A 26,972-nucleotide genomic window follows, 5' to 3' on the forward strand; every position below is an offset into this window, starting at 1 on the left:
GGGGACAGACGGGCCGCGCCTGCCGGCCTATGCTCGGCCCGAAAACCCGAGGCCAAACCGAGATCACGTCGTGAGCACCGCGCCCCATTTCGACATCGACGTCCCCGCCTTCTGGCAGGATCCCTACCCGGCGCTGGCGCGCATGCGCAAGGAGGCGCCGATCGCCTTCGTGCCGCAACTCGGCAGCACGCTGCTGTGCAGCCGCGACGACATCTTCATCTCGGAGAAGCAGATCGACGTGTTCTCGTCGCACCAGCCCGAGGGGCTGATGAACAAGCTGATGGGCCACAACATGATGCGCAAGGACGGCGATGCGCACATGAACGAGCGCAAAGCGATCTTTCCGGCGATCTCGCCGAAAACCGTCAGATCGCACTGGACGGCGCAGTTCGAAGTACACGCGACGCGCATCCTCGACGAACTGAAGCCGGACGGCGTGGTCGATTTCGTGCAGGCCTTCGCGCTGCCGTTCTCGGCCGAATGCCTGAAGTCGATCACCGGCCTCACCAATATGCGCTTCCAGGACATGAATGCGTGGTCGCAGGGCATGATCGACGGCATCGCCAATTATGTCGGCGATCCCGCGATCGAGGCGCGCTGCCATGCGGCGACTTCCGGGATCGATGCCGCGATCGACGACATGGTCCCTACCCTGCGCAAGACGCCCGACCTCAGCCTGCTCGGCGTGATGCTGCAGACCGACATGCCGATGGAGAGCGTGCGCGCCAACATCAAGCTTGCGATCTCGGGCGGCCAGAACGAGCCGCGCGATGCGATCGCCGGCACGGTATGGGCGCTGCTGACCCATCCCGACCAGCTCGCGCTGGCGACGACCGGCGCGATCCCGTGGCTGCAGGTGTTCGAGGAATATGCGCGCTGGATCTCGCCGATCGGGATGTCGCCGCGGCGGATCGCAAAGCCCTGGACGATCAGGGACGTCGCCTTCGAGACCAATGAGCGCGTGTTCCTGATGTTCGGCTCGGCGAACCGCGACGAGAAGCATTTCGACCGGCCCGACGCGTTCGACGTGCGCCGCGACGCCAGCAAGAGCATCGCGTTCGGTGCCGGACCGCATTTCTGCGCCGGCGCCTGGGCCTCGCGCGCCATGGTCGCCGACGTCGCGCTGCCCGCGATCTTCAACCGGCTGAAGAATCTGCGTCTGATCGAGCACCAGCCGGCGCGGATCGGCGGCTGGGCGTTCCGCGGCCTCCTGGACTTGCCGGTGACGTGGGACGCGTAAGGGTCGTTACCGTCCCCAGCGCAGCACGACCGGATCGAGTGTCCGCGCGATCTCGATCAGCCCCGCGCGGGTCGCCGGATGCAGCGGTTGCAGCGGGTGGCGCACCGCCTCGGACTTGATGACGCCGCCCTCGCGCATCAGCACCTTGCAGGCCTGCAGCCCGCATTGGCGATTTTCGTAATTGATCAGCGGCAGCCACCGCGCATAGGCCTGCATGGCCTCGTCGCGCCGGCCGGCGAAGAACGGATCCATGATCTGGCGGATGCCGTCGGGATAGCCGCCGCCGGTCATCGCGCCGGTGGCGCCGGCATCGAGATCGGCCATCAGCGTGATCGCCTCCTCGCCGTCCCACGGCCCCTCGATCTCGGCGCCGCCCTTCTCGATCAGACTGCGCAGCTTGTTTGCCGCCATCGGCACCTCGATCTTGAAATACCTGATGTTGGCGAGCTCCTTTGCCATCCGCGCCAGAAAATCCACCGAGAGCGGCGTGCCCGCCACCGGCGCGTCCTGGATCATGATCGGGACGTTGATGGCATCCGACACCACCCGATAAAACTCATAGATGCCCGGCTCGCCGACGCGAAAGGTCGCGCCGTGATAGGGCGGCATCACCATGACCATGGCAGCTCCGGCAGCTTCCGCCTCGCGGCTGCGAGCCGCGCAGACCGCCGAGGAGAAATGCGTCGTGGTGACGATGACGGGAGTGCGGCCGGCGACATGCTCGAGCACCGTATGCATCACGGTCTCGCGCTCGGCGTCGGTCAGCACGAACTGTTCGGAGAAATTGGCGAGGATGCAGATGCCGTGGGAGCCGGCGTCAATCATGAAGTCGACGCAGCGCCGCTGGCCATCGAGGTCGAGATTGCCGTTGGCGTCAAAGATGGTCGGCGCCACGGGGAAGACGCCGCGATAGGGGCGCTTTGCGACTGCGACTGATGTCATGATAACGACCTCCCAGGTTGTTGTCGGATTTTCTTGTCAGCTCTGGCGGAACGGCAGCGGCGGGCCATCGAGCCGGCGCAGGCCCGGCTCGCGCCGCTCCAGCCACCAACCATACTGCTTCGGCCAGGACGCGAACACCTCGCCGCCTCCACCGCCAAGCGCAAGCTCGGCATGCAGCGGCCAGTTCGGATCGAACAGCGCCTCGCGGCCGATCGCGACCAGATCGGCATGGCCTTTGGCCAGAACGTCTTCGGCCTGCTGCGGATGCAGGATGAGGCCGACCGCGATGGTCGCAATGTCGGCGGCGCGGCGGATCTCATCGGCATAGGGAACCTGAAAGCCGTAGCCGCGCGGAATCCGCGCCGCGGTCGCCGAGCCGAGCAGGCCGCCCGACGAGCAATCGATCAAATCGGCACCGCGCGCCCTGGCTTCGCGGGCAAACGCGACCTGGTCCTCGAGCGTCAGGCCGCCGTCGATACCGTCGACCGAGGAGATCCGCACCGACAGCGGCCGCTCCGCCGGCCAGGCCGCGCGCACGGTCTCGATGATCTCGAGCGGATAGCGCATCCGCCCGGCGCGATCGCCACCATAGGCATCGGTGCGGCGGTTCGACAATGGCGAGAGGAATTCGTGCAGCAGATAGCCATGCGCGCAATGCACCTCGACGAATTCGAAGCCGGCCTCGACCGCGCGCAAGGTGGCGCGCCGCCATTGCTCGCGCAGCGCGGCGAGCTCGGCCGCGTCGAGCGCGTGCGGCATCAGCCAGCCGTCTTCCATCGGGATCGCACTCGGCGCCACCGTCCGCCACGGCAAATCGCCGCGAGCGCGATCGGCCTCATCGAGAGCGGCATTGCCGTACCAGGGACGCTGCATGCTGGCCTTGCGGCCGGCATGCGCGAGCTGGATCGAGGGCACGGCGCCATTGTCCTTGAGGAAAGCGGCGATCCGCTCGAGCGGCGCGATCTGCTCGTCGTTCCAGATGCCGACATCGCCATGGGTGATGCGGCCCTCGGCGACAACCGCTGCGGCCTCGACCATCACGAGCCCGGCGCCGCCCTGGGCGAACTTGCCGAGATGCACGAGATGCCAGTCATTGGCGAGCCCGTCGGTCGCCGAATACTGGCACATCGGCGAGATCAGGATGCGGTTTCGGGAGGTCACGCCGCGAAGCGTGATCGGCTGAAACAGAAGCGGCTGCGACATCGGGACCTGCGGGAAGGTGTTGGCGGGAGAAATCGTGGCGGAAAGCTAGGCGGCGCGTCCCGAGATCGCAAGTCATGCCGCGGCGCAGGCGGCAAGACCTGCACGCATGCAGCACTTGCGCCCCGGCGCGATCTGCAAAACCCGCAACATTTGCCGCAGAACAATTTCCCGGCCGGTAAACACTTTCAGTCATCCCTGGGTCACATCTATGGATCGCAATTCGTCGCGGACATCCCTACATTGCCGGCATGAAGAAAATCGGATTCCTTTCGTTCGGGCACTGGACGCCCTCGCCGCAGTCGCAGGCCCGCTCAGCCGCGGATGTGCTGCTGCAATCCATCGACCTTGCGGTCGCGGCCGAAGAGCTCGGCGCGGACGGCGCGTATTTTCGCGTCCATCACTTCGCGCGCCAACTGGCCTCGCCGTTCCCGCTGCTGGCGGCCGTCGGCGCCAGGACCAGCCGGATCGAAATCGGCACCGCCGTGATCGACATGCGCTACGAAAATCCGCTCTACATGGTCGAGGACGCCGGCGCGGCCGACCTGATCGCGAGGGGGCGCCTGCAACTGGGCATCAGCCGCGGCTCGCCCGAGCAGGTGATCGATGGCTGGCGCTATTTCGGCTATCAGCCGGGCGAGGGCGAGACCGACGCCGACATGGGCCGGCGTCATGCCGAGATCTTCCTCGACATGCTGCGCGGCCAGGGATTTGCGCAGCCCAATCCACGGCCGATGTTTCCCAATCCTCCCGGCCTGCTTCGGCTCGAACCACTCTCGGAAGGCCTGCGCGAGCGCATCTGGTGGGGCGCCGGCTCGAACGCCACCGCGGTGTGGGCGGCAAAGCTCGGGATGAATCTGCAGAGCTCGACGCTGAAGAACGACGAGACCGGAGAGGCGTTCCACATCCAGCAGGCCGCCCAGATCCGGGCCTATCGCGCCGCCTGGAAGGAGGCCGGGCACACGCGCGAGCCGCGGGTCTCAGTGAGCCGCAGCATCTTCGCGCTGGTCGACGATCGCGACCGCGCCTATTTCGGCAACGGACAGGAGGAAGACCAGATCGGCTTCATCGACGAGAGGACGCGCGCGATCTTCGGCCGCGGCTACGCCGCCGAGCCGGACAGGCTGATCGAGCAGCTCAAGACGGATGAGGCGATCGCGGAGGCCGATACCTTGCTCCTGACCGTCCCCAACCAGCTCGGCGTCGACTACAACGCGCATGTGATCGAGACGATCTTGACCCGGATCGCGCCCGCTTTGGGCTGGCGCTAAATCCATCGCCAACGTCAGCGATACTCGACCGGCGCGCGGCCTCGTCACATCGAGCACGGCCGGGACAAGGACCCGCGCCGGCCGTCTTCTAGGGGGGCTGTTGAGAGGGAACGGCCGGACGCGGGCTTGAACCGACCGTTCTCGCCGGAGGTCGGTCGGCTCTATTCGACCAATGCCGGAACCCGCGACATCGTTCCGGCGGAACTTCGTTCTCAAACGCGGAGAACTACGGAAACATAACTGCGCGTTGTGAGAAGAACAGGTTGAGTACGGTTCGTTAGGCGCGCACGTTGCGTGAACAGATCGCCGTAATATCCCGGGATCATCACGGGTCAGGAATCCCTGTCGCGATTGCGCCGGGTCAGATCGAGCCGATCGACGCGCTCATCGATCCGCCGGTTCAGCTCCTCGTCTTCTCGCGTATTGCCGCCGCGACGGGCGCGAACCACCAATGCACAACATCCGAGCAGAACGATCGCGAAGAGCGCGTAGTACCACCATGCCATGCACTGATCTCAAATCAACGCTCGCGATACGGCCGGAAAGGTCATCGTTCAGGCCGATGAGGACGTGCCGATCTCGGCGCATAATAGGGGTTCACCAGACAGGTCGCCGGAAGCCCAACGGCGCCGGCCTGACACTGTTCCAGCGACGTGAAGACGCAGTCCATGCGCTCGCCGACCAGCATGCCGTAAACATGCATGCAGACGGGATAGCGCGGATCATACATTTGCGCGGATGCCGGCCTCGTCATCCAAAGCACGCCCAGCGCAAGCAGCAGCGCTCCAAGCAACCTCACGTCACGTCTCCTGCTGTCGCGAAATACATCGTCGTGCCGACAAACTGTCCCGCGACATTTGCCTGAAGGCTGGAGCGGGCGAAGGGAATCGAACCCTCGTATGCAGCTTGGGAAGCTGCCGTTCTACCATTGAACTACGCCCGCAAATCAATGACTTAGCAAGAACTTGCCGGAGTTCGTGTTGCGCTTTGTGTTGCACCGTTCCGACCACCGACTTATAGACCGCGCCGCCCGCGTTCGGCAAGGCATCTAGTGCCACATCCACTCGGGCGCGCGCCGCGCGGCGCTCCGTGCAATCGACACTTACGCGAGCAGTGCGAACCGCCTACAAGAATAGACCCCGGCGCGTTTCGTACCTCTCAAATTTGGCCTCGATCGTTGCTGGTTGTGGTTCGGGATGGCCGCGCGTACCTGATCAAATCTTACGCCGTCTCTTTTGCGCGGGGTCCCGCTTCGAGGCCGTAGGCGCGGGACAGCCCCAATCCGGAGGCCGCCCTTCAGAAGCTTGTCGGTCTGTTAAAACGGTTTGTGATAGCGTCGATGCGCGCATACATAAGAACACGCCATGGCCCCGAGGACGAAAGCATCAAATAATCCGGCCCTGATCACTTGGGCACGCGAGACGGCCGGCTTCTCCGTTGCCGAGGCCGCCGCACGCTTGAACGTGTCCGAAGAGCAGCTATTGGCTTGGGAAGATGTCGGATCGGACGATTCGCCTTCAATCCCTCAACTGCGCAAAATCGCGGCGCTGTTCAAACGGCCGCTCGCGGCGTTCTTCTTGGCGGAGGCGCCCTCGGGCTTCGCTGTGATGCGCGATTTGCGCCGGCTGCCCGGCACGGGCATCCGACATTTTAGCCCAGCCCTTCAAATGGAAATCCGCGCCTCGAATGAGCGGCGCGAGCTTGCGTTGGAGTTGGCTTCCGATCTCGAAGAGGAGCCGACGCAATTCGAGCTTTCGGCAAAAGTCACTGACGACCCCGAAACAGTCGGCGCAAAAATTCGAATCGCGTTGGGCGTCACTGACGACCTGCAAGCCAAGTGGAAGGACGCGGACGGCCGCGCTGCGTTCACCGCGTGGCGAACGCGCATCGAAGAGGCCGGCGTTCTAGTTTTCCAAAGCACAACGTTCGCTTCGGAGGAAGCATCGGGCTTCGCGATATCGTCCGGTACGCTGCCTGTCATCGCAGTCAATCGGAAGGACCCGCTGACGCGTCGAACATTCAGCCTGTTGCACGAGTTCGCACATTTGATGGTGCGCATTAGCAGCGTGTCTGAACTCGAAACCGACGTGACGAGGCCTCCCGAGGATCAGCGGGTTGAAGTCTTCTGCAATCACGTCGCTGCCGCCGCGCTGATCCCGAAGGAAAATTTGCTGGCCCAGCCAACGGTTGTTGCGCATGGTACGCGCTCCGTGGCGTGGAAGGATGGCGAGCTTGCCGATCTCGCCAGATTGTACGGTGCAAGCCGCGAAGCTCTATTGCGTCGTCTGCTTACGTTCGGGCGGACAACTCCCGAATTCTATTCATTGAAGCGCGCTCAATACAACGCCGAGTACGCCTTGCTCAAAAAGCGCCAAAAGGAAACTGCGACGGAAATGAAGCGGAATATGCCGCAGGAGACGATTAGCACCATCGGCCGTCCGCTCGTGCGCATGTTGCTCGGAAATTATTATCAAGACCGTCTGTCACTGAGCGCGCTGTCTGGCTTTCTAAATCTGAAAGTCAAACACATTCCCAAGCTGGAGCAAGCTGTGGGGATGAGGTAGTTCGCAATGGCGGTCAAGCCGATCTACAGCGTAGATAGCAGCGCGCTCATTCACGCGTGGCGCAGAGCGTACCGGCCGCAGAATTTCGAATTCATTTGGAAGGGCTTCGACGCGCTCATTGACGAAGGACGATTGCGCGCGTCGATGGAAGTGTATCTAGAGCTTGAGAAGAAGGACGACGAGCTCTTCACTTGGTGCAAAGAACGAAAGGAGACGTTGTTCGTTGAACTGGACGAGACCGTTCAAGCCAGCGTCACCAAGATCATGAGGGACCATCCACGGCTTGTCGACACTGTTAAGGGCCGCTCCGCTGCCGACCCGTTCGTGATCGCGCTCGCCGAGACGGGCAAGCCTCAGATGATCGTCTTGACCGAGGAGAAGCCGGGCAAGGTTAGAATTCCCGACGTTTGCGACGCTCGGAACGTCAAGTGGAAGAACCTTGCGGACATGATCGAGGACGAAGACTGGAAATCGGGCTGAGCGACACGAGGGGCCGACGACTTCAACGCGGAACGAGCATCCAACGCCCGACCAAAGCTTTCGGCCCAAGACCGCACGTCCGTTGGCTGATCGACCCTTTGCGTAAGGCTTCCGAGTTCTAGAAGTGCATCGCCGGACCATAGCCCGGGCGGAGCCAGCTGATCAAGCGCGCATTGAAGCCGATCGCCGCACCGCCCCCGCTAATGGCCCATCCTCACGAGCACGTCATTGATGACAAAAGCCGCGGCGGCAGCAGCATTGCAGGTGCCGCTTCGTGCATAGATGCAGGCATCGGCGATGCCGACGCGGGCACAGCTTTGCCTTGAAAAATCCGCCGGCAGATCACCGGCGGCCGCGGGCCGCGCAAGGATACGGTTGAAGGCCGGCCTGGTCGCCTGCAACAGCGGCGGCAGCATGAGCTCGGCGAGCGGATCGGCGGGCTCGAGCGCATAGAGCGGCACCGCCCCCACCAATCGTTCGCGACCCGGCAACAGCTGGAAACGAACATTGTAAAGTGCAAGGCCGCACATCTGCGGATCGCTGCGCAGTTCGGCGGCGAGCCGCGCCGCGCCGACACCACGCGTCCAGTAGTCGCGCATCCCTTCGCTGGCGCCGGCGAGCGTGACCGAGAGCAAGACCCAGACGCCGGTGACGATCGGCAACGCCCAGCGGCGCCATCCGGGTTTTGCGCGCAGCCATTGCACCCAATCGGCCGATCCCAGTGCCGCGACGATGATGAACAGCGCCACCGACAGGAAGACGAAGCGGTATTCCTTGTGCGCGATCAGGCTGTGGAAGACGAGGTTGACCAGCGCCACGGCCAGCAACAGCGGCGCATGGCGCGAGCCGCGCCAGATCGCGGCGAGCGGCAATACGATCGCCGCCGACCACACGATCAGGAAGTTGACGAAATAGGCCGAAGGGGGCGTCACGCCGAACTCGGTCGCGCGATCGTGCAGCAGGTTTTCCCTGATGTTGCCGATCAGCCAGGCGAACGGCACGGCGCCATGCGCAAGCTCGATCGCGGCGGAGAGCATCAGCGCGGCGAGACCGCCCGCGATCAAGGGAATCAGTTTTCGCCAACGCATCCAGCAGGCGCCGAGCGCAAGCACGGCGATGGCCGGCGCATACTGGAAGCGGCAGACAAAGGCAAAAGCGAGCAACGCGCCGCCGATCGCCAGATGCCGTTGCGACGGACGGCTGGTCACCAGCAGCGCCGCCGGCACGATCAGCGCCGTCGACAACGACTCGCCCAATGTGTGCGGCGCGAGCAGGATCAACTCGAACCAGACTGCCGCAGCGAACGCCGCGACGATGGCATGGGTTCGCGAGATCCGTGCACCAAAGAACCAGGCGCTGACCACGATCGACAGTGACGCAGATGCGGCGACCAGGCGCGGCACCAGGAAAGCGCCCTCGCCGCCCGGCGCAATCAAGCCGCCCACCGCGACCGGCCCGGCCAGCAATGTCGGCAGGAACCAGCCGCGAATGCCTTCGCGCCACTCCCACGTCAAAATGCCGTCATGACCGAGCATCCGCCACGCCGGCTCGAGATATTGAAAGATCTCGTCCGGATACATCACGTTGGGCCAGAGCGCGGCCGCAAGGCGCAGGACCAATGCCAGCAACAACAATGCGAACAGCGGATGAATACGCCCGGTCGATGTCCCGGCCACGGCTGTGCTGCCGCGCGCCGCATCCGCGCCGGTGCTGGTCATCGTTCCGCCGATCGTACCGTGGAGCAGCATGCTGACGACCAGATAGCGGGCAAAGCCTTTAAGATGCGTGACCGGAGGCCCGCCGGCCCGCGCGCAACCGCGCCACGGCATGCTTAACCGAACGTCAAGATTCCGGGTGCGCGCGCCAGCGACGATGTTAAGATCGCGCGCAGGGGGCTGGTGGCGTCATGGCGGGGCGTGGGTACACCATTTTCGACACGGCGATCGGCCGATGCGGTATCGCGTGGGGCGAGCTCGGCGTGGCCGGCGTGCAGCTTCCCGAGCTGCGCGAGATCGAGACCCGCAAGCGGCTATTCCAGCTTTATCCTGACGCGCGCGAGATGCGGCCTCCTGAAGAGGTCGCTGTCGCGATCGAGGGCATCGCCGCGACCTTGCGCGGCGGCAATGGTGAGCTTGCCGGCGTTGCGCTCGACATGAGCGGCATTCCGGCATTCAACGCGCGCGTCTATCAGTTTGTCCGCACCATTCCCCGCGGCGAAACCCGGACCTATGACGAGGTGGCGAGCGCCTTGCGCGCGTCCGGCGCGGTCTATTCGGTGGCACAGGCGCTCGGCCGCAATCCCTTCATGCTCATGGTGCCCTGCCACCGGGTGCTCGAGGCGGGCAATTATGCCGACCGGATCTCGCCGAACGGCGGCAGCATCTCGAAGCGGCGGCTGCTCTCGATCGAGGGCGCCCAGCCGACCACCAGCAAGACCCTTTTTGATGTGCTGCTGCCCGTTGCACGACTCCGGCCGCAAGCTTAAATCCCGGGTATGGTCCGAACCACGCTGCTGCAGCGCGATCGCATCACGGTGAACGAGTTTCGCTGTACGGCGGAACCCGGCGACGAGCCGTTCGCCGAGCAGTTCGCCTGCCACTCGGTGTCCTATGTGCGCAGCGGCAGCTTCGGCTGCCATTGCCGCGGCCGCTTCCATGAGCTGGTGGCAGGCTCGATCCTGGTCGGCCATCCCGGCGACGAATATACCTGCACGCACGACCACGTGGTCGGCGACGAATGCCTGTCGTTCTTCCTGGACCCGGAGCTGGTCGAGACCATCGGCGACCGCGCGGCGGTCTGGCAGGTCGGGTCGGTGCCGCCGCTGCCGGAACTGATGGTGATCGGCGAGCTCGCGCAAACGGCGGCAGCTGGCAACAGCGACGTCGGTCTCGACGAGATCGGCCACCTCCTCACCAGCCGCCTTGTCGAGCTGGTGTCCGACCGCAAGGCAAAGCCTCTCACCGCAGGCCTGCGCGATCGCCGCCGCGCCGTCGAGGCCGCGCTGTGGATCGACGCCAACTCACATCGTCAGATCGACCTCGACAATGCCGCGGAACAGGCCGGCTTGAGCACCTTCCATTTCCTGCGGCTGTTTTCCGCCGTGCTCGGCGTCACCCCGCATCAATATCTCGTGCGCTCGCGGCTGCGCCATGCGGCGCGGCGGCTCGCCGACAACGACAGCCCGATCACCGACATTGCCTATGACGTCGGCTTCGGCGACCTGTCCAATTTCGTGCGCAGCTTCCACCGCGCCGCCGGTGCCTCGCCGCTGAAGTTCCGCCAGGCCTCGCGCGGCGACCGCAAGATTCTCCAAGAACGTCTCGCGCTGCAATAGCTAGGCTGCTCCGGTCCGCGCGTCTTTCGATGCGCTTAGCGACTGGAGATTTCCCATGTACGACCATATCGGATTGCGCGTCGCCGACCTCGACGCCAGCGTGCGCTTCTACACCGCGGTGCTGGCACCACTCGGCTTCGTGCTCTGCTCGCGCGACGACAGCGGCGCCGGCTTCGGCCCGAAGGGCGAGCCCGCGCTCTGGCTGCATCTGCACAAGGGCAAGGCCCAAGGCGGCGCGCACGTTGCGTTCCGTGCGCCGAGCCATGACGCGATCAAGACATTCCATACCGAAGGCCTGAAAGCCGGCGGCAAGGACAACGGCGCGGCAGGCCACCGCAAGGACTACAGCCCGACCTATTACGCGGCATTCCTGCTCGACCCCGACGGCAACAATGTCGAGGCGGTGTCGACCTGAGCCTCAACCCGTCATTGCGAGGAGCGACGCGACGAAGCAATCCATTCTTTCATACCGCTGTGAGGTGGATTGCCTCGCTTTGCTCGCAATGACGGTCCTTCAAATGCAACAGCAAGGACTCAACCTCATGGCTTCCATTTACAAAGACATCCCGATCGACGCGCCTGCAGATCATGTCTGGGACGCGTTGCGCGATTTCGGCGCGCTGCATACGCGGCTGGTGCCGGGCTTCGTGACCGACACCAAGCTTGATGGCGACGTTCGCACCGTCAGCTTCGCCAACGGCACCGTGGCCCGCGAGACGCTGGTCGATTGCGACGACAAGCGGCAACGGCTGGTCTATGCGATCAGCAGCGAGCGGTTGAAGCAGCATTCCGCCTCGGTGCAGGTGTTCGCCGAGGGCGACGCGCGCTGCCGGGTGGTGTGGATCGCCGACGTGCTGCCGCACGAGGTCGCGCCATACATGGACGCGCAGATGGACCTCGGCGCGGCGGCGATGCAGGCCGCGATGGCCAAATCGGCGAAGAACGCAGCGTAGCAGGGCTAAAGCGCGATGAGATTAGGTTGAATCGTCATCGCGCCTTAGCTCTTTGTTTGAGCATGATCTTTTCGGAAAACCGCTTCGCACTTTTCCGGATCATGCTTTTGCGGCCGGAAACTTTATCACCGTCACCGCCGCGCAAAGGTCGCCTTTGCGCGGCGGTGACGGTATGAGAATTGTAGCGAGCGGCCTCCGCACGCCGTCGTCCTGGCGAAAGCCAGGACCCATAACCACCGAATTCGATTGAGCGTGCGATAGTGGCCCCAGCGTCGCACAACAACAAGCGGTTGGGGTAATGGGTCCTGGCTGTCGCCAGGGCGACGCTGAATGCATGCACATTCTCTCAGGACGACGGTGCGAGAGCCGAGACGGCAATTTCAGCGGCTCAAGATAGCGCCGGCTGCGGCTCGGCAACCGGCGCCGACTTGCCCCAGCGCGTCAGGATCACGCTGAGGCAGGACAGCACGCCGAGCACGCCCATCGAGGCGGCGGCGAGTGCGAAGAAGTTCTGCGCGCTCGCCTCATGCGTCGAGAGCCACCAGCCGCCGGCGCCGATGAAGATCAGCCGCGCGGTCTGCGCCAGCACCGGACCCAGCACCTTCGCCGCGCCCTGCGAGGAGAAATACATCGACATCGCCAGGCCGATGAACGCGTACATCGGCGCGGCCGTCGAGAGATATTGATGGCTGGTCGCCCGCACGTGCGGATCACTGGTGAACAGATTGACCCAGAGGTCGGGGAAGACGGCGATGAAGCTGCCGACCACGCCGACCGCAAGGAACGACACCGTGCCAGCGGTCCAGGCGATGCGCCGGGCCCGCGCGACGCGCTCGGCGCCGACCGCCATGCCGATCATCGGCACCGAGGCGATGCCGACCGCGAAGGCGACCGAGGTCAGCATGAATTCGAGCCGCGCGCCGATGCCGTAGCCGGCGAGCACCGCAGTGCCGAACTGCGCCAGCATGTGGGTGAAGATCGAGATCGTCAGAACCGATTGCAGCGGCGAGAAGCAGGACACCGCGCCAACCTTGAGGATGTCGATGAACATCGCCCATTGCACGCGCAGCCCCTTGAGCTTCGGCTTCACGCGGGCGCGGCCCGAGAACAGATACCAGCCCATCACGCTGATGCTGATCGAATAGGCGATCAGCGAACCTGCGGCGACGCCGCGCATGCCGAATTGCGGCACCGGCCCGAGGCCGAGCCCGAGCGTGCCGCCGAGAATGATCTGCCACACCGCGGACGACAGGATCATGGTCGACGGCAGCTTCATGTTGCCGGTGCCGCGCAGGATGCCGGCCATCGTGTTCATCAGCCAGGGCAGGATCGCACCGCCGAAGAACACCTGCGAATAGGCGGTCGCCTGCGCCAGCACATTGCCGCGGCCGCCGAGCAGTTCGAGCAGGCGCGGACCGAAGATCAGCATGCCCAGCATGAACGTCAAACCAAAGGTCAGGCCGATCAGCAGCGCATGCATCGCGAGCGTCGAGGCGCGCTCGATCTCGCCGGCACCGAGCGCACGCGCGATCGCGGATGCCACGCCGCCGCCCATCGCGCCGCCGGACATCGTCATGGTCAGGATCACGCAGGGAAACACCAGCGCCATCGCCGCAAGCGACTCGACGCCGAGCCGGCCGATATACGAAGTCTCCGCGATGACGACGCAGGTGCCGGCGGAGAGCGCGATCACGTTCGGCCAGGCCAGCCACAAAAGTGTGCGCAGGATCGGCCCGTCGAGCAGCGCATTGCGCGCCGGCTTGGTCACCGGCGGCGGCAGCGGCCGCTCTTGTTCATCAACAGGTATTTCGGCGAGGCCGAGATCGGACATTTCTACTCCCACGCGCGATCTGGGGAGCCGCGCCATGGTGTTTCCCTACCATGGGCGCGGCGGAATCCACGTGCGCGGGACGCAAGGGGGGCCTGCGCGATTGCAGGTGAACCCGGATGAACCTTGGCGCTAGCCGACCGACCAGACGAACGGTGCGCCGGCGGTGCTATTCGGCTTCAGATGCACCGGAATATGCCGCCCGCAGCCGGCGGCCAGCCCTTCGAACAGGCCGGTCAGCACGCTGGCGCAGGCCGGATGATAGTCGGCGACATCGGCCATCAGCTTCCAGCCCTGCTGGCGGATTTCGAACTGGCCCTCGGACTCCGTGATGTCAGCGACATCGTCCTGCGACTCGAACAGAGTGCGCAGGAATGCGGCAAATTCCGTGGCACGGCCACGGCTGCCGCCGAGCGCCTGCGCGACCTCGTCGTAATACTGCATGCCGATCAGCTTGCCGGTGAGATGCAGCAGATAGCTCGCATCCTCCGGGCCGAACACCTGCACGATGACCGGCGCGGCCGTCTTCACATATTCCATCGCGTAGTTGCGATAGGCCTTTTCCAGCCGCGGCTTCGGCCAGCTGTCCACCGGCAGCGCCGGCGCGGTCCCGGGATCGAACGGCGGCGCCTCGAGATGGCGCGCGAACACCAGGCGCTGATCGAGCTCGAGCGGATGATCGTATTCGCAATAATAGCCCTCAAGCCCGTCCTGCCCGTCGACGCTCTGCTTGGTGCAGACGAAGCCGAGCCGCAAATGCCCGAGCGCGACGCCGTTGTTGGCGTGCCAGCCGCGCAGCATCGCGCGCGAGACCTCGCCGGGCACGCCGCAGATCGCCGTGCCCTTCCAGATCCAGCGCGGCGGCGGATAGCGAATCCAGGCCTTGCGGTCGGTCTCGTACATGTATTCGACATGCACGCCGCCGATCCAGTTGGAGAGGTAATGATACTGCGCGGCCGCGACCGCCGGCGGCAGGCCGTCGAGGCCGAGCTTCTTCAAGCCGGGCAGGAAGCGCTCCTGCTGCTGGCGGCGAAACACGCGGAAGACGAACTCCGCGGCGTCAGTCGTGCCGCGCCGCGTGACCACGGTGAGGATCAGCCCGGTGAAGAAGGCATGATAGAGATCGGCGACGCCGCGCCACTTCCGCCATTGCGCTTCCTGTGCGCTTTCGCCTGCGGTCATGTTCGCTCCCTGGCTGTTGTTGGCGAGGCGAGCTCGCATGCGCAATCGTAGCCCGGATGGAGCGAAGCGCAATCCGGGGCAGCTCAATGCGCGTATGCAGCGTCCCGGATTTCGCTATGCTTCATCCGGGCTACGGAACACGCGCGCGAAACGGAATTGCACCCGAAATCCTTGGAGAGCTTCTGGAAGTGTGTCATCGGCATAGACGCGACGCAACTAGACACATATTCGGTGTCATCGCCCGACTCGATCGGGCGATCCAGTATTCCAGAGACAGTCGTTATCGATGGAGAAGCCGCGGCGTACTGGATTCCCCGCTTTCGCGGGGAATGACAGCGGCGGAGGAATTCCGCTACACGCGAAAATGCTTGGAGAGCTTCAGGCCCTGCGCCTGATAGTTCGAGCCGATGCGCTGGCCGTAGAGCGCATCGGGACGCTCCAGCATCCGCTCATAGACGAGACGGCCGACGATCTGGCCATGCTCGAGGATGAACGGCACCTCGCGCGAGCGCACCTCCAGCACGGCGCGCGCGCCCTTGCCGCCGGCGCCGGCATAGCCGAAGCCGGGATCGAAGAAGCCGGCATAGTGGACGCGGAATTCGCCGACCAGCGGGTCGAACGGCACCATCTCCGCGGCGTAGTCCGGCGGCACCTGCACCGCCTCTTTCGAAGCCAGGATGTAGAACTCGCCGGGATCGAGGATGAGACTGCCGTCGGGCCGCGCCTTGATCGGTTCCCAGAAATCGTCGACCGCATAGCCGCCGCGGCGATCGACATCGACCACGCCGGTATGGCGCTTGGCGCGATAGCCGACGAAGCCCCCCGAGCTCTCGCCGGAGAGATCGACGGAAAGCGCAACGCCATGGGTGAGATCGGCATCGTCGATATCGACCAGCCGCTCGGCGGCATGCAGCGCATCGAGCTCGTCGGCGGTCAACGTCGCCTCGCCGATCCGGAAGCGGACCTGGCTGAGCCGCGACCCCTCGCGCAGCAGCACGGGAAACGTCTTCGGGCTGATCTCGGCGTAGAGCGGGCCGTGATAGCCGGCGCCAATCATGTCGAAGCGGCGGGTGCCGTCGGCGATCACGCGGGTGAAGACGTCGAGCCGTCCGGTCGAGCTCTTCGGGTTGGCCGCGGCCACGATCTCCGGCGGCAGCGCCAGGCTCTCCAGCAGCGGCACGATGTAGACGCAGTTGGTCTCCAGCACCGCGCCGTCGGACAGATCGATCTCGTGCAGCTTCAGCTCGTCGATCCGCTCGGCGACGGTGGCATCGGGGCCCGGCAGGAAGCTGGCGCGGACCCGGTAGGCGATGTCGCCGAGGCGCAGATCGAGGCTGGCCGGCTGGATCTGGCTCTCGACGAAGTCATAGGCGGGCAGAATGAGGCCGGCCTCCGCCATCTCCGCGATCATGCGGTCGGGCAGGATTCCGTTGGATTCGTCTTCCAGCGTGAACGACACGATGCGGTCCCTCGGCGATCCCTCGAGATGGCCCAAAAATCATACTCCAGGCGGCCATCAAGCCCCAAAATATGGGCTTTTACGGGTTATCCGATGACCGTCTTGACGGAAAGGGCGCGAGGGAATATCAGCTGCACTTATCCCGTGGTGATTTGAGCCGGCCGGCTTGCAGCCACGTTAAATAAGTCGCTAAACAGGCCGGGGACAGTGTGATCCCGGCTTGTGGAGCTTGCTCCAGGCCGGTTTTTTTGTGGCCATTCTCCAGAGGAAATGGCCACCTCGGAGGTCACATGTCTGAATCTGAAACCACGGCCCGCTTTCGTCCCGAAACCCGCCTCGTCCATGGCGGCACGCTGCGCTCGCAGTTCGGGGAGACGTCGGAAGGGCTGTTTCTCACCCAGGGCTACGTCTACGACACCGCCGAGCAATGCGAGGCGCGCTTCAAGGGCCAGGATCCCGGCTTCATCTATTCGCGCTATTCCAACCCCACCATCGCGATGTTCGAGCGCCGCATGATCGAGCTCGAGGGCGCGGAAGCCGCGCGCTCGACCGCGACCGGCATGGCCGCGGTGACCACCGCGATCCTCGCGCCGCTGAAGGCCGGCGATCATGTGGTGGCCTCGAAGGCCCTGTTCGGCTCCTGCCTCTACGTGGTGCAGGACCTGTTGCCGCGCTACGGCATCGAGACGACCCTGGTCGACGGCCTCGACCTCGACCAGTGGCAGCGCGCATTGCGGCCGAACACTAAGACCTTCTTCCTGGAGAGCCCGACCAATCCGACGCTCGACGTGCTCGACATCGGCGCGATCGCCAAGATCGCGCATAGCGGCGGCGCCCGGCTGATCGTCGACAATGTGTTCGCGACGCCGATCTGGCAGAGCCCGCTGTCGCTCGGCGCCGACGTCGTGGTCTATTCCGCGACCAAGCATATCGACGGCCAGGGCCGCTGCCTCGGCGGCGTCATCCTGTCGTCGGAGGCCTTCATCGCCGAGCACATCCACAATTTCATGCGCCAGACCGGGCCATCGCTGTCGCCGTTCAACGCCTGGGTGCTGCTGAAGGGGCTGGAGACGCTCGGCGTCCGCGTTCGCGCCCAGACCGAGAACGCGGCGAAGATCGCCGAGGCGCTGGCCAAGCATCCGAAGGTCACGCGGCTGGTCTATCCGGGCCGCCCCGATCATCCGCAGGCAGCGACGGTGAAGAAGCAGATGGGTGCCGGCTCGACGCTGGTGGGCTTCGAGGTGAAGGACGGCAAGGCCGGCGCCTTCCGCTGCCTCAACGCGCTGAAGATCTCGCGCATCTCCAACAATCTCGGCGATGCCAAGAGCCTGGTCACGCATCCCGCGACCACGACGCATCAGCGCCTGGCACCGGAGGCCCGCGCCGAACTCGGTATCAGCGAAGGCTTCATTCGCTTCTCGGCCGGGCTGGAGCATCCCGACGACCTGATCGAGGACTTCGAGCGCGCGCTGGAGCAGGTTTGAGGCAAACGCCTCTCGCGGGCGGCGTGCGCCGTTCTTTCGGCGTCGTCGTGGCCGGGCTTGTCCCGGCCATCCACGTCTTGCTCGCAGCGACCGCCAAAGACGTGGATGCCCGGCACGAGGCCGGGCATGACGAGATCGTGGGACGATTGCGCGCTATCTCTTAAAGCGCGATGAGATTAGGTTGAATCGTCATCGCGCCTTAGCTCTTTGTTTGAGCATGATCTTTTCGGAAAACCGCTTCGCACTTTTCCGGATCATGCTTTAGAGCGATTGACCTTACGTCGCCGCCGTGGTGACGCCGCCGTCGACCACGATGGTCTGGCCGGTCATGAAGGTCGAGGCATCGGAGGCGAGATAGGCCACGGCGCCGGCGATCTCGTCGGGCTCGCCGATGCGGCGGAGCGGCGTCGATGCGGTGCGGCGCTTCAGATTGTCCGGGTCCTCCCACAGCGCGCGGGCGAAATCGGTCTTCACCAGGCCCGGCGCCACGCAGTTGACGCGCACGCCCTTCGGGCCCCATTCGCCAGCGAGGCTGCGACACAGCGCGAAGTCGGCCGCCTTGGAGATGCCGTAGGCACCGATCACGGTCGAGCCGCGCAGGCCGCCGATCGAGGAGATGATCACGACCGAGCCTTTGCCGCGCTCGGCCATCTGCGGGATCGCCAGCGCGGACAGCCAGATGTTGCTCTTGACGTTCGAGCCCATGATCTTGTCGAACGCCTCGTCCGTGATGTCGAGCAGCGGGCCGTAATACGGGTTCACCGCGGCGTTGCAGACCAGGATGTCGATCTTGCCGTAATGCTTGATCGTGCCCGAGACCAGCGCCTCGACCTCGTTGCGCCGCGCGATGTTGCAGGGGATGACGAGCGCATCGCCGCCCGCCTTTTTGATGCCGTCGGCGACTTCCTGGCAGGCGTCCGCCTTGCGCGAGGAGATCACGACCTTGGCGCCGAGCTTTGCGAGCAGCTCGGCCGAGGCGCGGCCGATGCCGCGGCTCGAGCCGGTGACGACCGCAACCTGGCCGGTGAGATCGAACGGGGTGTTCTTCATTGTTGTTGTTTCCCTGTTATTGGCACGTCATTCCGGGGCGCGACGCAGTCGCGAACCCCAGATGCGCAATCGCGCATCGGGGAATCCAGAGGTTGTGGCGCGAGATTCCGGGTTCTCGCTTCGCGAGCCCCGGAATGACGGAGACACCTTACGCCAGCAGCCCGCCGCCCTCGCTGACGCGACGGAGGTGATAGTCGGTGTCGCCGAGCGTGTTCTCGATCATGGTCAGCCGCTTGAAGTAGTGGCCGATCTTGGCCTCCATGGTCATGCCGATGCCGCCATGAAGCTGGATCGACTGCTGGCCGACGAACTTCAGGGACTTGCCCACCTGCACCTTGGCGGCGGCGACCGCCGACGCACGCTCCTTGGCATCGTCGAAGTCCGACGCCATGGTGGCGAACATCGACATGCTGCGGGCCTGCTCCAGCGCCACGAACATGTCGGCGGCACGGTGCTGCAGGCTCTGGAACGAGCCGATCGCAACGCCGAACTGCTTGCGGGTCTTGATGTACTCGACCGTCTCCTTCAGCGACTCGTCCATCGCGCCGACCGCTTCCGCGCACAGCGCGGTGCGGGCTTCGTCGGCGACGCGCTCGATCAGGGGCAGGCCGTTCTCGGGATCGCCGATCGCAGCGTCAGCGCCGACCTCGACATTGGTGAAGGTGATGTCGGCCGCGTGCAGGCCGTCCTGGGTGGGATAGCCCTTCCTGGTGACGCCCTTGGCATCCGCAGGAACCAGGAACACGCCGATGCCAGTCTTGTCGCGCTGGCCGCCCTTGGTGCGCGCGGTCACGATCAGCGTGTCGGCGTTCTCGCCGTTGAGCACGACGAACTTCTCGCCGTCGATCACGTAAGCGTCGCCCTTCTTCTTGGCCGTGGTCACGACGTCGAACAGATCGTAGCGCGAGTTCTTCTCGAGCTGGGCGAAGCCGAAGGTCTTGCTGCCGTCGATGATGCCGGGAATGTACTTGGCCTTCTGCTCGGCCGAGCCGCCATGGCGCAGGAAACCGCCGGCGACCACGACGGTGGCCAGATAAGGCTCGACCACCAGCGCCTTGCCGAGCGCTTCCATCACAATCATGGTCTCGACCGCGCCGGCGCCGAAGCCGCCGTCGGTCTCCGCGAAGGGCAGGCCAAGCAGGCCCTGCTCGGCGAGCTTGCCCCAGAGCGCTTTGCTCCAGCCGCCCTTCTCCTTCATGTACTTCTTGCGTGCATCGAAGTCGTAGGCATCCGCCAGCAACCCGTCGACGCTTTCCTTGAGAAGCCGCTGCTCCTCGGACAGATCAAAATCCATTTTACCATCTCTCCAAAATCAAGCGGGCACTGCTGTTGCCCAGATCCCCGATCGTCATCCCCGCGAAAGCGGGGATCCAGTACTCGGCGGCCATCATTGGGAATTCTGACCGCCGCGGCGTACTGGGTCCCCCGCCTGCGCGGGGGACGACAGCTGAACGTGCGGCTTACAGCCCCAGCACCGCCTTGCTGATGATATTGCGCTGGATCTCGTTGGAGCCGCCGTAGATCGAAACCTTGCGGTTGTTGAAGTAGCTCGGCGCGATCTGCGCGGTCCAATCCATGCTCTCGTTCGAGCCGGCATCGCCGTGCTCGTCATAGGGCGCGGCGAACGGACCGATGATCTCCATCAACAGCTCGGTCGTGGTCTGCTGGATCTCCGAGCCCTTGATCTTGAGCACCGAGGACGCCGGATTGGGCTTGCCCTTGCCGTGCTTGCCCTCGTCGGCGACGACGCGGAGCTGGGTCAACTCGAGCGCCTTCAGCTCGATCTCGCACGCCGTGAGCTTCTCGCGGAACGCCGGATCCTCGATCACCGGACGGCCGCCGGCCTCGACCTTGGAGGCCAGCGCGCGGATGCGGCGCAGCCGCTCCTTCGACACGCCGACCCGGGCGATGCCGGTGCGCTCATTGCCGAGCAGGAATTTGGCGTAATCCCAGCCCTTGTTCTCCTCGCCGATCAGGTTCTCGTAGGGCACCTCGACATCGTCGAAGAACACCTCGTTGACCTCATGGCCGCCGTCGATGGTCTGGATCGGGCGCACGGTGACGCCCTTCGACTTCATGCTGAACACGATGAAGGAGATGCCCATCTGTTTCTTCGCGGCCGGATCGGTGCGGCAGAGGCAGAAGATCATGTCGGCGTGCTGGGCGAGCGTGGTCCAGGTCTTCTGGCCGTTGATGATCCACTTGTCGCCACGGCGCTCGGCCTTGGTCTTCAGCGACGCGAGGTCCGAACCCGAGCCCGGCTCCGAGAAGCCCTGGCACCACCAGTCGTCGACATTGGCGATGCGCGGCAGATATTCCTTCTTCTGCTTCTCGTTGCCGAAGGTGTAGATCACCGGGCCGACCATGCTGACGCCGAAGGCGAGCGGCTGCGGCGCCGGATAGGACTGCAGCTCCTCGTTGAAGATATAGTGCTGCACGGTGCTCCAGCCGGTGCCGCCATATTCCTTCGGCCAGTGGGTGACGCCCCAGCCCTTCTTGTTGAGGATGCGCCACCAGGTGACCATCTCGTCCTTCGACAGATGGCGGCCTTCCTGCAGCTTGCGCCGGGTCTCCGGCGGCACGTTGTTCTTGAAGAACTCCCGCACCTCCTCGCGAAACGCTATCTCTTCCTTGGTGAAAGCGAGATCCATCGGATCCTCCTTTTGAAATTCAACTTCCTCGTCACTCTCTACTGTCGTCCCTGCGAAAGCAGGGACCCATAACCACCGGCCATCGTAACTGGCACAGCCGGCTGCCGCTCTGCCCCTTACGAGGGCCGCGGCGTATGGGTCCCGGCTCGCGCTTCGCTTGGCCGGGACGACATCGTTACTGCAGCACCTCGAACAGGCCGGCCGCGCCCATGCCGCCGCCGACGCACATGGTGACGACGGCGTACTTGGCCTTGCGGCGGCGGCCCTCGATCAGCGCGTGGCCGGTGAGCCGCGCACCCGACATGCCGTAGGGATGGCCGACCGAAATCGCGCCGCCATTGACGTTGATCTTCTCCGGATCGATGCCGAGCTTGTCGCGGCAGTAGAGCACCTGCACCGCAAAGGCCTCGTTGAGCTCCCAGAGATCGATGTCGTCGACCTTGAGGCCATGGCGCTTGAGCAGACGCGGCACCGCGAACACCGGACCGATGCCCATCTCGTCCGGCTCGCAGCCGGCGGAGACGAAGCCGCGGAAGATGCCGAGCGGCTTCAGCCCGCGCTTGGCGGCTTCCTTGTCGCTCATGATCACGGAGGCGCTGGCACCGTCCGAGAGCTGGCTGGCATTGCCGGCGGTGATGGTGAAGCCCTCGCCGCGCACCGGCTTGAGGCCGGCAAGCCCTTCGGCCGTGGTCTCCGGCCGCGGACCTTCGTCCTGCGACAGCGTCACCTCCTTCATCGTGACGGCGCCGGTCGCCTTGTCGGTGACCGCCATCATGGTGGCGATCGGCGCGAGCTCTTCCTTGAACTTGCCGCCCTGCTGCGCGGCGGCAGTGCGGCGCTGGCTTTCGAGGCCATACTCGTCCTGCCTCTCGCGCGAGATGTTGTAGCGTTTGGCGACGATCTCGGCGGTGTCGATCATGGGCATGTAGACCTCGCCCTTGATCTTGAGCAGCGCCGGATCCTGGGCGTGGAAGGAATTCATCTTGTCGTTCTGCACCAGCGAGATCGACTCGCCGCCGCCGCCGACCGCGATCTCGACGCCGTCGAAGATCACCGAGCGCGCGGCGAGCGCAATCGCCTGCAGGCCGGAGGCGCACTGCCGGTCGATCGTGGTGCCGGCGACCGTCACCGGCAGGCCGGCGCGGAGCAGCGCCTTGCGCGCGATGTTGCCGCCGGTCGCGCCCTGCTGCATCGCCGCGCCCATCACGACGTCCTCGATCTCCTTCGGATCGACCTTGGCGCGCGCCACCGCTTCGCCGATCGCGTGCCCGAGCAAGGTCGCGCCCTCGGTGACGTTGAGCGCACCGCGATAGGCCTTGCCGATCGGCGTGCGGGCGGTGGAGACGATAACGGCGTCGGTCATGAGCGGGATCCTGATGCAGTCTGTTGTTGCGTGGATTGAGGTGTCTTGGGCTGCTGCTGGCGCAATTCGTGACGCGACAGCTTGCCAACCGGGGTGCGCGGCAATTCGTCGACGAACTCGACCGCCGCGGGCAATTCATGCTTGCCGACCTTGCCGCTGAGGAATGCGCGCAGCTCGTCGATCGAGAACGCCGGCTGCCCGTCGCGCAGCTTGATGAAGGCTTTCGCGGCTTCACCGCGGTAATCGTCGGGAATGCCGATCACGATCACCTCCTGCACGGCGGGATGGGTGTAGATCGCCTGCTCGATCATCTGCGGATAGACGTTGAAGCCGCCGGAGATGATCATGTCCTTCTTGCGGTCGACCAGATAGAAATAGCCGTCGGCATCCATGTAGCCGATGTCGCCGGTGAGGAAGCGGTCGCCGACGAAAGCCTCCGCGGTCTCCGCCGGCCTGTTCCAGTAGCCCTTGGTGACGTTCGGGCCGCGGATGCGGATCTCGCCGACCTCGCCGACCGGCATCACCTTGGTGGAATCCTCCAGCGACACCACGTCCATCTCGATGCCGGGCAGCATCAAGCCGATCGAGCCCGGTTTCTCCGGTCCCTCCTTGGGGTGGCCGGTGCCGGGCGAGCAGGTCTCGGTCATGCCCCAGCCGCTCTTCAGCTTCATGCCGACGCGGCGCTCGAAGATCTTCGCGACCTCCACCGGCAGCGGCGCGCCGCCGGAGCCGGCGACCACCAGCGAAGAGAGGTCGCGCTTGTCGAGATCGGGCAGCGAAGCGATCGCGATCCACATTGTCGGCACGCCGGGAAACACCGTCGCGCGCTTGACCTCGATGTCGCGCATCACGGCCTCGACATCGAAGCGCTGGTGCAGCGAGATCAGATGGCCGCGCCGGATCGCCGACAGCAGCACGACGGTCAGTGCGTAGATGTGAAACAGCGGCAGCACGCAGATCACGCGCTCGATCGCATTGCGTTCGAGCCGCCCGGGCTTGCCCCAGACGTCGTAGATCGACACCGCCGCGGTGAGATTGCCATGGCTGAGCATGGCGCCCTTGGGCAGGCCCGTGGTGCCGCCGGTATATTGCAGCAGCGCGACGTCCTCGACGTCGACCGCCGGCCATTGCGACGGCCTGGTCGCGCCGTCGATGAACTGCCGGTGGGTGATGATCGCGGGATTGTCGGGCAGCGCCGTCTGCGGCGTGCCGACCTTGCCCCAATTGTCATCCTCGCAGACGATCAGACGGTCGAGCAGACCCTTGGCGAGGAATTTCAGCGCGGTCGGCAACAGCGCCGACAAATTGCTGGTGACCAGCACGCGCGCGCCTGAATCGGACAGCTTGTGCGACAGCGCGATCTCGCCGTCGAGCGGCGACAGATGCACGACGCGGGCGCCGGCCTTCAGCGCGCCGAAGAAATTGATCGGATGGTCAGGCGAATTGCCGAGGAACAGCGCGACCGACGTACCCTTGCCGTAGCCGGCCCGCATGAAGGCCGCAGCGGCGGTCTCGACCAGGGCCTCCAGCTCGGCGTAGCTGATCGGCCGGTCACGGAATTCGAGCACCGGGCGCGCGCCGAACTCGGCGGCGGCGCTCGAGAGCAGGTCCGGCAGCGTGCCGCGCGTGATCTCGTCGCTCCACTGCACGCCCTTGGGATAATATTGTTCGCCGGGATAGGTCATGAATGCCTTCGCAGGGACTCTAAAGGTCGTCATTCCGGGATGGCCCGAAGGGCCAGACCCGGAATCCATCAATCCACTCGTTCGACGGCGCCATGGGTTCCGGGTTCATCGCTTTGCGATGCCCCGGAACGACACATGGTTGGGCCGTCGCTCGATCACGCCGCCTTTGACGGCGCGGCGAGCGAGGCGAATGTCTTGCCCTCGTCGGCGAGCTTCTTGAGCAGCGGCGCCGGCTCGAGCGAGGGATCGTTGGTCTCCTTGGCATAGAAGGCCAGACGATCGGCGATGTGCTTGAGGCCGACAGTGTCGGCCCAGAACATCGGACCGCCGCGATAGATCGGCCAGCCATAGCCATAGAGCCAGACCACGTCGATATCCGACGGCCGCGCCGCGATGCCCTCGGCGAGGATCTTCGCGCCTTCGTTGATCATCGGATACATCATGCGTTCGAGGATCTCGTCGTCGCTGACGACGCGCTTCTTGCGGCCGAGGCGCGCAAGCGTCTCGTCGATCAGCTTCTCGACCTCGGGATCCGGCAGCGCCGCGCGCGAGCCCGGCTCGTACTTGTAGTAGCCCTTGCCGGTCTTCTGGCCGAAGCGGCCGGCTTCGCAGAGCGCGTCGGCGATCTCCGACTTGATGCCGCGGTCCTTGCGCGAGCGCCAGCCGATGTCGAGACCGGCGAGATCGCCCATCGCGAACGGGCCCATCGGCATGCCGAACTTGGTCACCACGGCGTCGACCTGCTGCGGCAACGCGCCCTCGAACAGCAGCTTCTCGGACTGCTTGCCGCGCTGCGCCAGCATGCGGTTGCCGACGAAGCCGTCGCAGACGCCGACCACTGCCGGCACCTTGGCGATCTTGCGGGCGATCGAGACGGCGGTGACCAGCGCGTCCGGCGCGGTCTTGTCGGCGCGCACGATCTCGCACAGCTTCATGACGTTGGCCGGCGAGAAGAAGTGCATGCCCAGCACGTCCTGCGGACGCTTGGTCGACTTCGCGATCTCGTCGATGTTGAGATAGGAGGTGTTGGAGGCCAGCACCGCGCCCGGCTTGGCATACTGGTCGAGCTTGCCGAACACTTCCTTCTTGACCGCCATGGTCTCGAACACCGCCTCGATCACGAGATCGGCGTCGCCGACGTTCTCGATGCCGACGACACCGTTGATCAGCGCCATGCGCTTGGCGGGCGCGTCCGCCGGAATGCCGCCGCGCGCGGCGGTCGCCTCGTAGTTCTTCTGCATGATGCCCATGCCGCGCTTGAGCTGCTCCTCGCCGGTCTCGATCAGGGTGACCGGGATGCCGGCATTGGCGAACGACATCGCGATGCCGCCGCCCATGGTGCCGGCGCCGAGGATGGCGACGCGCGCCACGTTGCGGCCCTTGGTGCCCTCGGGGACGCCGGAGATCTTGGCGGCCTCGCGCTCGGCGAAGAAGGCGTAGCGCTGCGCCTTGGACTGGTCGCCGTTCATCAGCTTGAGGAAGCCCTCGCGCTCCTTCTTCAGGCCTTCATCGAACGGCAGGTCGATCGCGGCGCCGACGGCGTCGGCAGCGGCGAACGGGGCCTCGAGGCCGCGCGACTTCTTGGTCAGCGCAGCGACCGCATTGGTGAAGATCGAACGATCGGCCTTGGCCGCGGCGAGCTTGCTGTCGTCATCGCGCAGCTTGCGCAGCGGACGCTTCTCGGCGACCACCTTGCGCGCAAACGCCTCACCGCCCGACGCCGGACCCTCGACGATCTCCTCGATCAGGCCGGCCTTCAGCGCCGCGTCCGCGCTGATCGGATCGCCGCCGACGATCATCTTGACCGCGAGTTCGGGACCGACCGCGCGCGGCAGGCGCTGGGTGCCGCCGGCGCCCGGCAGCAGGCCAAGCTTCACCTCGGGCAGACCGAGCTTGGCGTCCTTGGTGGCGACACGATAGTGGCAGGCCAGCGCGACCTCGAGACCGCCGCCGAGCGCGGTGCCGTGGATCGCGGCAACGATCGGCTTCGGCGAGCTCTCCATCAGGCTCAGCACTTCGGCGAGCCCGGGCGGCTTCGGCGGCTTGCCGAATTCGGTGATGTCGGCGCCGGCGATGAAGGTGCGGCCGGCGCAGGTCAGCACGATGCCCTGGACCTGCGCGTCATCGATCGCGCTCTTGATGCATTCGAAGATGCCGGCGCGCACCGCGGCGCTCAGCGCATTCACGGGCGGACTGTTAACCGTGACGACGGCAATATTGTCATGACGTTCGAGCTTGACGACTTCACTCACCGGGACTCTCCCTGGATGCTTGTTCTTGGACTTG

23 protein-coding genes, 1 tRNA gene and 1 riboswitch are annotated in these 26,972 nt (G+C 65.1%); of the genes, 9 read left to right on the top strand and 15 right to left on the bottom strand.

Annotation, left to right across the window (positions count from 1 at the left end; all coding sequences use genetic code 11):
* The first annotated feature begins 70 nt into the window (after positions 1 to 70).
* The gene (locus QA639_RS39185; RefSeq protein WP_283088732.1) at positions 71 to 1,240 is read left to right on the top strand and encodes a cytochrome P450; all 1,170 of its coding nucleotides are present in this window, start codon (positions 71 to 73) and stop codon (positions 1,238 to 1,240) included.
* Positions 1,241 to 1,246: 6 nt separating this feature from the next.
* Here the strand turns inward: QA639_RS39185 and QA639_RS39190 are convergent, their stop codons facing one another.
* Together QA639_RS39190 and QA639_RS39195 are read right to left on the bottom strand one after the other, a co-directional pair.
* Positions 1,247 to 2,182, bottom strand: coding sequence for a dihydrodipicolinate synthase family protein (locus QA639_RS39190; RefSeq protein ID WP_283088733.1), 936 nt, complete (start codon positions 2,180 to 2,182; stop codon positions 1,247 to 1,249).
* Between the two features lie 36 nt (positions 2,183 to 2,218).
* A complete protein-coding gene (locus tag QA639_RS39195; RefSeq protein WP_283088734.1) occupies positions 2,219 to 3,385 on the bottom strand; it encodes an NADH:flavin oxidoreductase/NADH oxidase in 1,167 nt (388 codons plus the stop codon).
* Between the two features lie 248 nt (positions 3,386 to 3,633).
* Between QA639_RS39195 and QA639_RS39200 the strand changes: the two genes are divergently transcribed.
* A complete protein-coding gene (locus QA639_RS39200) occupies positions 3,634 to 4,653 on the top strand; it encodes an LLM class flavin-dependent oxidoreductase (RefSeq protein ID WP_283088735.1) in 1,020 nt (339 codons plus the stop codon).
* 332 nt (positions 4,654 to 4,985) lie between these two features.
* Here the strand turns inward: QA639_RS39200 and QA639_RS39205 are convergent, their stop codons facing one another.
* From QA639_RS39205 to QA639_RS39215, 3 genes are all read right to left on the bottom strand, one after another.
* Positions 4,986 to 5,159: a hypothetical protein gene (locus tag QA639_RS39205; RefSeq protein ID WP_283088736.1), complete on the bottom strand. Its 174-nt coding sequence runs from the start codon at positions 5,157 to 5,159 to the stop codon at positions 4,986 to 4,988.
* Between the two features lie 41 nt (positions 5,160 to 5,200).
* The gene (locus tag QA639_RS39210; RefSeq protein ID WP_428841121.1) at positions 5,201 to 5,452 is read right to left on the bottom strand and encodes a DUF3551 domain-containing protein; all 252 of its coding nucleotides are present in this window, start codon (positions 5,450 to 5,452) and stop codon (positions 5,201 to 5,203) included.
* A gap of 70 nt (positions 5,453 to 5,522) precedes the next feature.
* Positions 5,523 to 5,596, bottom strand: a tRNA-Gly gene (locus tag QA639_RS39215).
* Positions 5,597 to 6,017: 421 nt separating this feature from the next.
* Here QA639_RS39215 and QA639_RS39220 point away from each other — a divergent pair.
* Positions 6,018 to 7,217, top strand: coding sequence for an XRE family transcriptional regulator (locus QA639_RS39220; RefSeq protein ID WP_283088737.1), 1,200 nt, complete (start codon positions 6,018 to 6,020; stop codon positions 7,215 to 7,217).
* Between the two features lie 6 nt (positions 7,218 to 7,223).
* The gene (locus QA639_RS39225; protein ID WP_283088738.1) at positions 7,224 to 7,697 is read left to right on the top strand and encodes a DUF4411 family protein; all 474 of its coding nucleotides are present in this window, start codon (positions 7,224 to 7,226) and stop codon (positions 7,695 to 7,697) included.
* A gap of 200 nt (positions 7,698 to 7,897) precedes the next feature.
* Here the strand turns inward: QA639_RS39225 and QA639_RS39230 are convergent, their stop codons facing one another.
* A complete protein-coding gene (locus QA639_RS39230; RefSeq protein ID WP_283088739.1) occupies positions 7,898 to 9,445 on the bottom strand; it encodes a glycosyltransferase family protein in 1,548 nt (515 codons plus the stop codon).
* Positions 9,446 to 9,603: 158 nt separating this feature from the next.
* On the opposite strand from QA639_RS39230, the gene QA639_RS39235 reads away from it, so the two are divergent.
* From QA639_RS39235 to QA639_RS39250, 4 genes are all read left to right on the top strand, one after another.
* Positions 9,604 to 10,182, top strand: coding sequence for a methylated-DNA--[protein]-cysteine S-methyltransferase (locus QA639_RS39235; RefSeq protein ID WP_283088740.1), 579 nt, complete (start codon positions 9,604 to 9,606; stop codon positions 10,180 to 10,182).
* A 9-nt stretch (positions 10,183 to 10,191) separates the two neighbouring features.
* The gene (locus QA639_RS39240) at positions 10,192 to 11,031 is read left to right on the top strand and encodes a helix-turn-helix domain-containing protein (RefSeq protein WP_283088741.1); all 840 of its coding nucleotides are present in this window, start codon (positions 10,192 to 10,194) and stop codon (positions 11,029 to 11,031) included.
* Positions 11,032 to 11,086: 55 nt separating this feature from the next.
* Positions 11,087 to 11,446, top strand: a complete 360-nt coding sequence (locus QA639_RS39245; RefSeq protein WP_016843721.1) for a VOC family protein — start codon at positions 11,087 to 11,089, stop codon at positions 11,444 to 11,446.
* A 127-nt stretch (positions 11,447 to 11,573) separates the two neighbouring features.
* Positions 11,574 to 11,984 (top strand): SRPBCC family protein, encoded by a 411-nt coding sequence (locus QA639_RS39250; protein WP_028334562.1) that lies wholly within the window; start codon positions 11,574 to 11,576, stop codon positions 11,982 to 11,984.
* A 388-nt stretch (positions 11,985 to 12,372) separates the two neighbouring features.
* Here QA639_RS39250 and QA639_RS39255 read toward each other — a convergent pair whose 3' ends face one another.
* The 3 genes from QA639_RS39255 to QA639_RS39265 form a co-directional block, all read right to left on the bottom strand.
* Complete coding sequence (locus QA639_RS39255) at positions 12,373 to 13,815, bottom strand: MATE family efflux transporter (protein ID WP_283088742.1); 1,443 nt, start codon at positions 13,813 to 13,815, stop codon at positions 12,373 to 12,375.
* Between the two features lie 129 nt (positions 13,816 to 13,944).
* A complete protein-coding gene (locus QA639_RS39260; protein WP_283088743.1) occupies positions 13,945 to 14,994 on the bottom strand; it encodes a hypothetical protein in 1,050 nt (349 codons plus the stop codon).
* A gap of 352 nt (positions 14,995 to 15,346) precedes the next feature.
* Positions 15,347 to 16,405 (bottom strand): 2'-deoxycytidine 5'-triphosphate deaminase, encoded by a 1,059-nt coding sequence (locus tag QA639_RS39265; RefSeq protein ID WP_244978467.1) that lies wholly within the window; start codon positions 16,403 to 16,405, stop codon positions 15,347 to 15,349.
* Positions 16,406 to 16,587: 182 nt separating this feature from the next.
* Positions 16,588 to 16,667: riboswitch (SAM riboswitch) on the top strand.
* Positions 16,668 to 16,743: 76 nt separating this feature from the next.
* Between QA639_RS39265 and QA639_RS39270 the strand changes: the two genes are divergently transcribed.
* A complete protein-coding gene (locus tag QA639_RS39270) occupies positions 16,744 to 17,937 on the top strand; it encodes an O-succinylhomoserine sulfhydrylase (protein WP_157342282.1) in 1,194 nt (397 codons plus the stop codon).
* Between the two features lie 276 nt (positions 17,938 to 18,213).
* Here QA639_RS39270 and QA639_RS39275 read toward each other — a convergent pair whose 3' ends face one another.
* The 6 genes from QA639_RS39275 to QA639_RS39300 all read right to left on the bottom strand — a co-directional run bounded on the left by QA639_RS39275 (position 18,214) and on the right by QA639_RS39300 (position 26,938).
* Positions 18,214 to 18,987 carry an SDR family NAD(P)-dependent oxidoreductase gene (locus QA639_RS39275; protein ID WP_283088745.1) on the bottom strand — a complete coding sequence of 258 codons (774 nt, stop codon included), beginning with the start codon at positions 18,985 to 18,987 and terminating at the stop codon, positions 18,214 to 18,216.
* Positions 18,988 to 19,135: 148 nt separating this feature from the next.
* On the bottom strand, positions 19,136 to 20,281 hold the full coding sequence (gene pimD, locus QA639_RS39280) for a pimeloyl-CoA dehydrogenase small subunit (protein WP_028338110.1): 1,146 nt from the start codon (positions 20,279 to 20,281) through the stop codon (positions 19,136 to 19,138).
* Between the two features lie 166 nt (positions 20,282 to 20,447).
* A complete protein-coding gene (gene pimC / locus QA639_RS39285; protein ID WP_057016017.1) occupies positions 20,448 to 21,638 on the bottom strand; it encodes a pimeloyl-CoA dehydrogenase large subunit in 1,191 nt (396 codons plus the stop codon).
* Between the two features lie 175 nt (positions 21,639 to 21,813).
* Positions 21,814 to 23,001 carry an acetyl-CoA C-acyltransferase gene (locus QA639_RS39290; protein WP_028338108.1) on the bottom strand — a complete coding sequence of 396 codons (1,188 nt, stop codon included), beginning with the start codon at positions 22,999 to 23,001 and terminating at the stop codon, positions 21,814 to 21,816.
* Complete coding sequence (pimA, locus tag QA639_RS39295) at positions 22,998 to 24,686, bottom strand: dicarboxylate--CoA ligase PimA (RefSeq protein ID WP_050382632.1); 1,689 nt, start codon at positions 24,684 to 24,686, stop codon at positions 22,998 to 23,000. The genes QA639_RS39290 and pimA overlap by 4 nt, the downstream gene beginning before the upstream one ends.
* A gap of 155 nt (positions 24,687 to 24,841) precedes the next feature.
* On the bottom strand, positions 24,842 to 26,938 hold the full coding sequence (locus QA639_RS39300) for a 3-hydroxyacyl-CoA dehydrogenase NAD-binding domain-containing protein (RefSeq protein ID WP_283088746.1): 2,097 nt from the start codon (positions 26,936 to 26,938) through the stop codon (positions 24,842 to 24,844).
* Positions 26,939 to 26,972 lie beyond the last annotated feature (34 nt).

The organism is Bradyrhizobium pachyrhizi (assembly GCF_029714545.1).
In the GTDB taxonomy this organism is placed as follows: domain Bacteria; phylum Pseudomonadota; class Alphaproteobacteria; order Rhizobiales; family Xanthobacteraceae; genus Bradyrhizobium; species Bradyrhizobium pachyrhizi.

Coding starts and splice junctions, on each gene's coding strand:
- QA639_RS39230 (WP_283088739.1), bottom strand. CDS start 9,445: ATGCTGCTCCACGGTACGATCGGCGGAACGATGACCAGCACCGGCGCG.
- QA639_RS39220 (WP_283088737.1), top strand. CDS start 6,018: ATGGCCCCGAGGACGAAAGCATCAAATAATCCGGCCCTGATCACTTGG.
- QA639_RS39200 (WP_283088735.1), top strand. CDS start 3,634: ATGAAGAAAATCGGATTCCTTTCGTTCGGGCACTGGACGCCCTCGCCG.
- QA639_RS39240 (WP_283088741.1), top strand. CDS start 10,192: ATGGTCCGAACCACGCTGCTGCAGCGCGATCGCATCACGGTGAACGAG.
- QA639_RS39290 (WP_028338108.1), bottom strand. CDS start 23,001: ATGACCGACGCCGTTATCGTCTCCACCGCCCGCACGCCGATCGGCAAG.
- QA639_RS39245 (WP_016843721.1), top strand. CDS start 11,087: ATGTACGACCATATCGGATTGCGCGTCGCCGACCTCGACGCCAGCGTG.
- QA639_RS39275 (WP_283088745.1), bottom strand. CDS start 18,987: ATGAAGAACACCCCGTTCGATCTCACCGGCCAGGTTGCGGTCGTCACC.
- QA639_RS39260 (WP_283088743.1), bottom strand. CDS start 14,994: ATGACCGCAGGCGAAAGCGCACAGGAAGCGCAATGGCGGAAGTGGCGC.
- pimA (WP_050382632.1), bottom strand. CDS start 24,686: ATGACCTATCCCGGCGAACAATATTATCCCAAGGGCGTGCAGTGGAGC.
- QA639_RS39235 (WP_283088740.1), top strand. CDS start 9,604: ATGGCGGGGCGTGGGTACACCATTTTCGACACGGCGATCGGCCGATGC.
- QA639_RS39190 (WP_283088733.1), bottom strand. CDS start 2,182: ATGACATCAGTCGCAGTCGCAAAGCGCCCCTATCGCGGCGTCTTCCCC.
- pimD (WP_028338110.1), bottom strand. CDS start 20,281: ATGGATTTTGATCTGTCCGAGGAGCAGCGGCTTCTCAAGGAAAGCGTC.
- QA639_RS39250 (WP_028334562.1), top strand. CDS start 11,574: ATGGCTTCCATTTACAAAGACATCCCGATCGACGCGCCTGCAGATCAT.
- QA639_RS39205 (WP_283088736.1), bottom strand. CDS start 5,159: ATGGCATGGTGGTACTACGCGCTCTTCGCGATCGTTCTGCTCGGATGT.
- QA639_RS39255 (WP_283088742.1), bottom strand. CDS start 13,815: ATGTCCGATCTCGGCCTCGCCGAAATACCTGTTGATGAACAAGAGCGG.
- pimC (WP_057016017.1), bottom strand. CDS start 21,638: ATGGATCTCGCTTTCACCAAGGAAGAGATAGCGTTTCGCGAGGAGGTG.
- QA639_RS39195 (WP_283088734.1), bottom strand. CDS start 3,385: ATGTCGCAGCCGCTTCTGTTTCAGCCGATCACGCTTCGCGGCGTGACC.
- QA639_RS39270 (WP_157342282.1), top strand. CDS start 16,744: ATGTCTGAATCTGAAACCACGGCCCGCTTTCGTCCCGAAACCCGCCTC.
- QA639_RS39225 (WP_283088738.1), top strand. CDS start 7,224: ATGGCGGTCAAGCCGATCTACAGCGTAGATAGCAGCGCGCTCATTCAC.
- QA639_RS39265 (WP_244978467.1), bottom strand. CDS start 16,405: ATGATCGCGGAGATGGCGGAGGCCGGCCTCATTCTGCCCGCCTATGAC.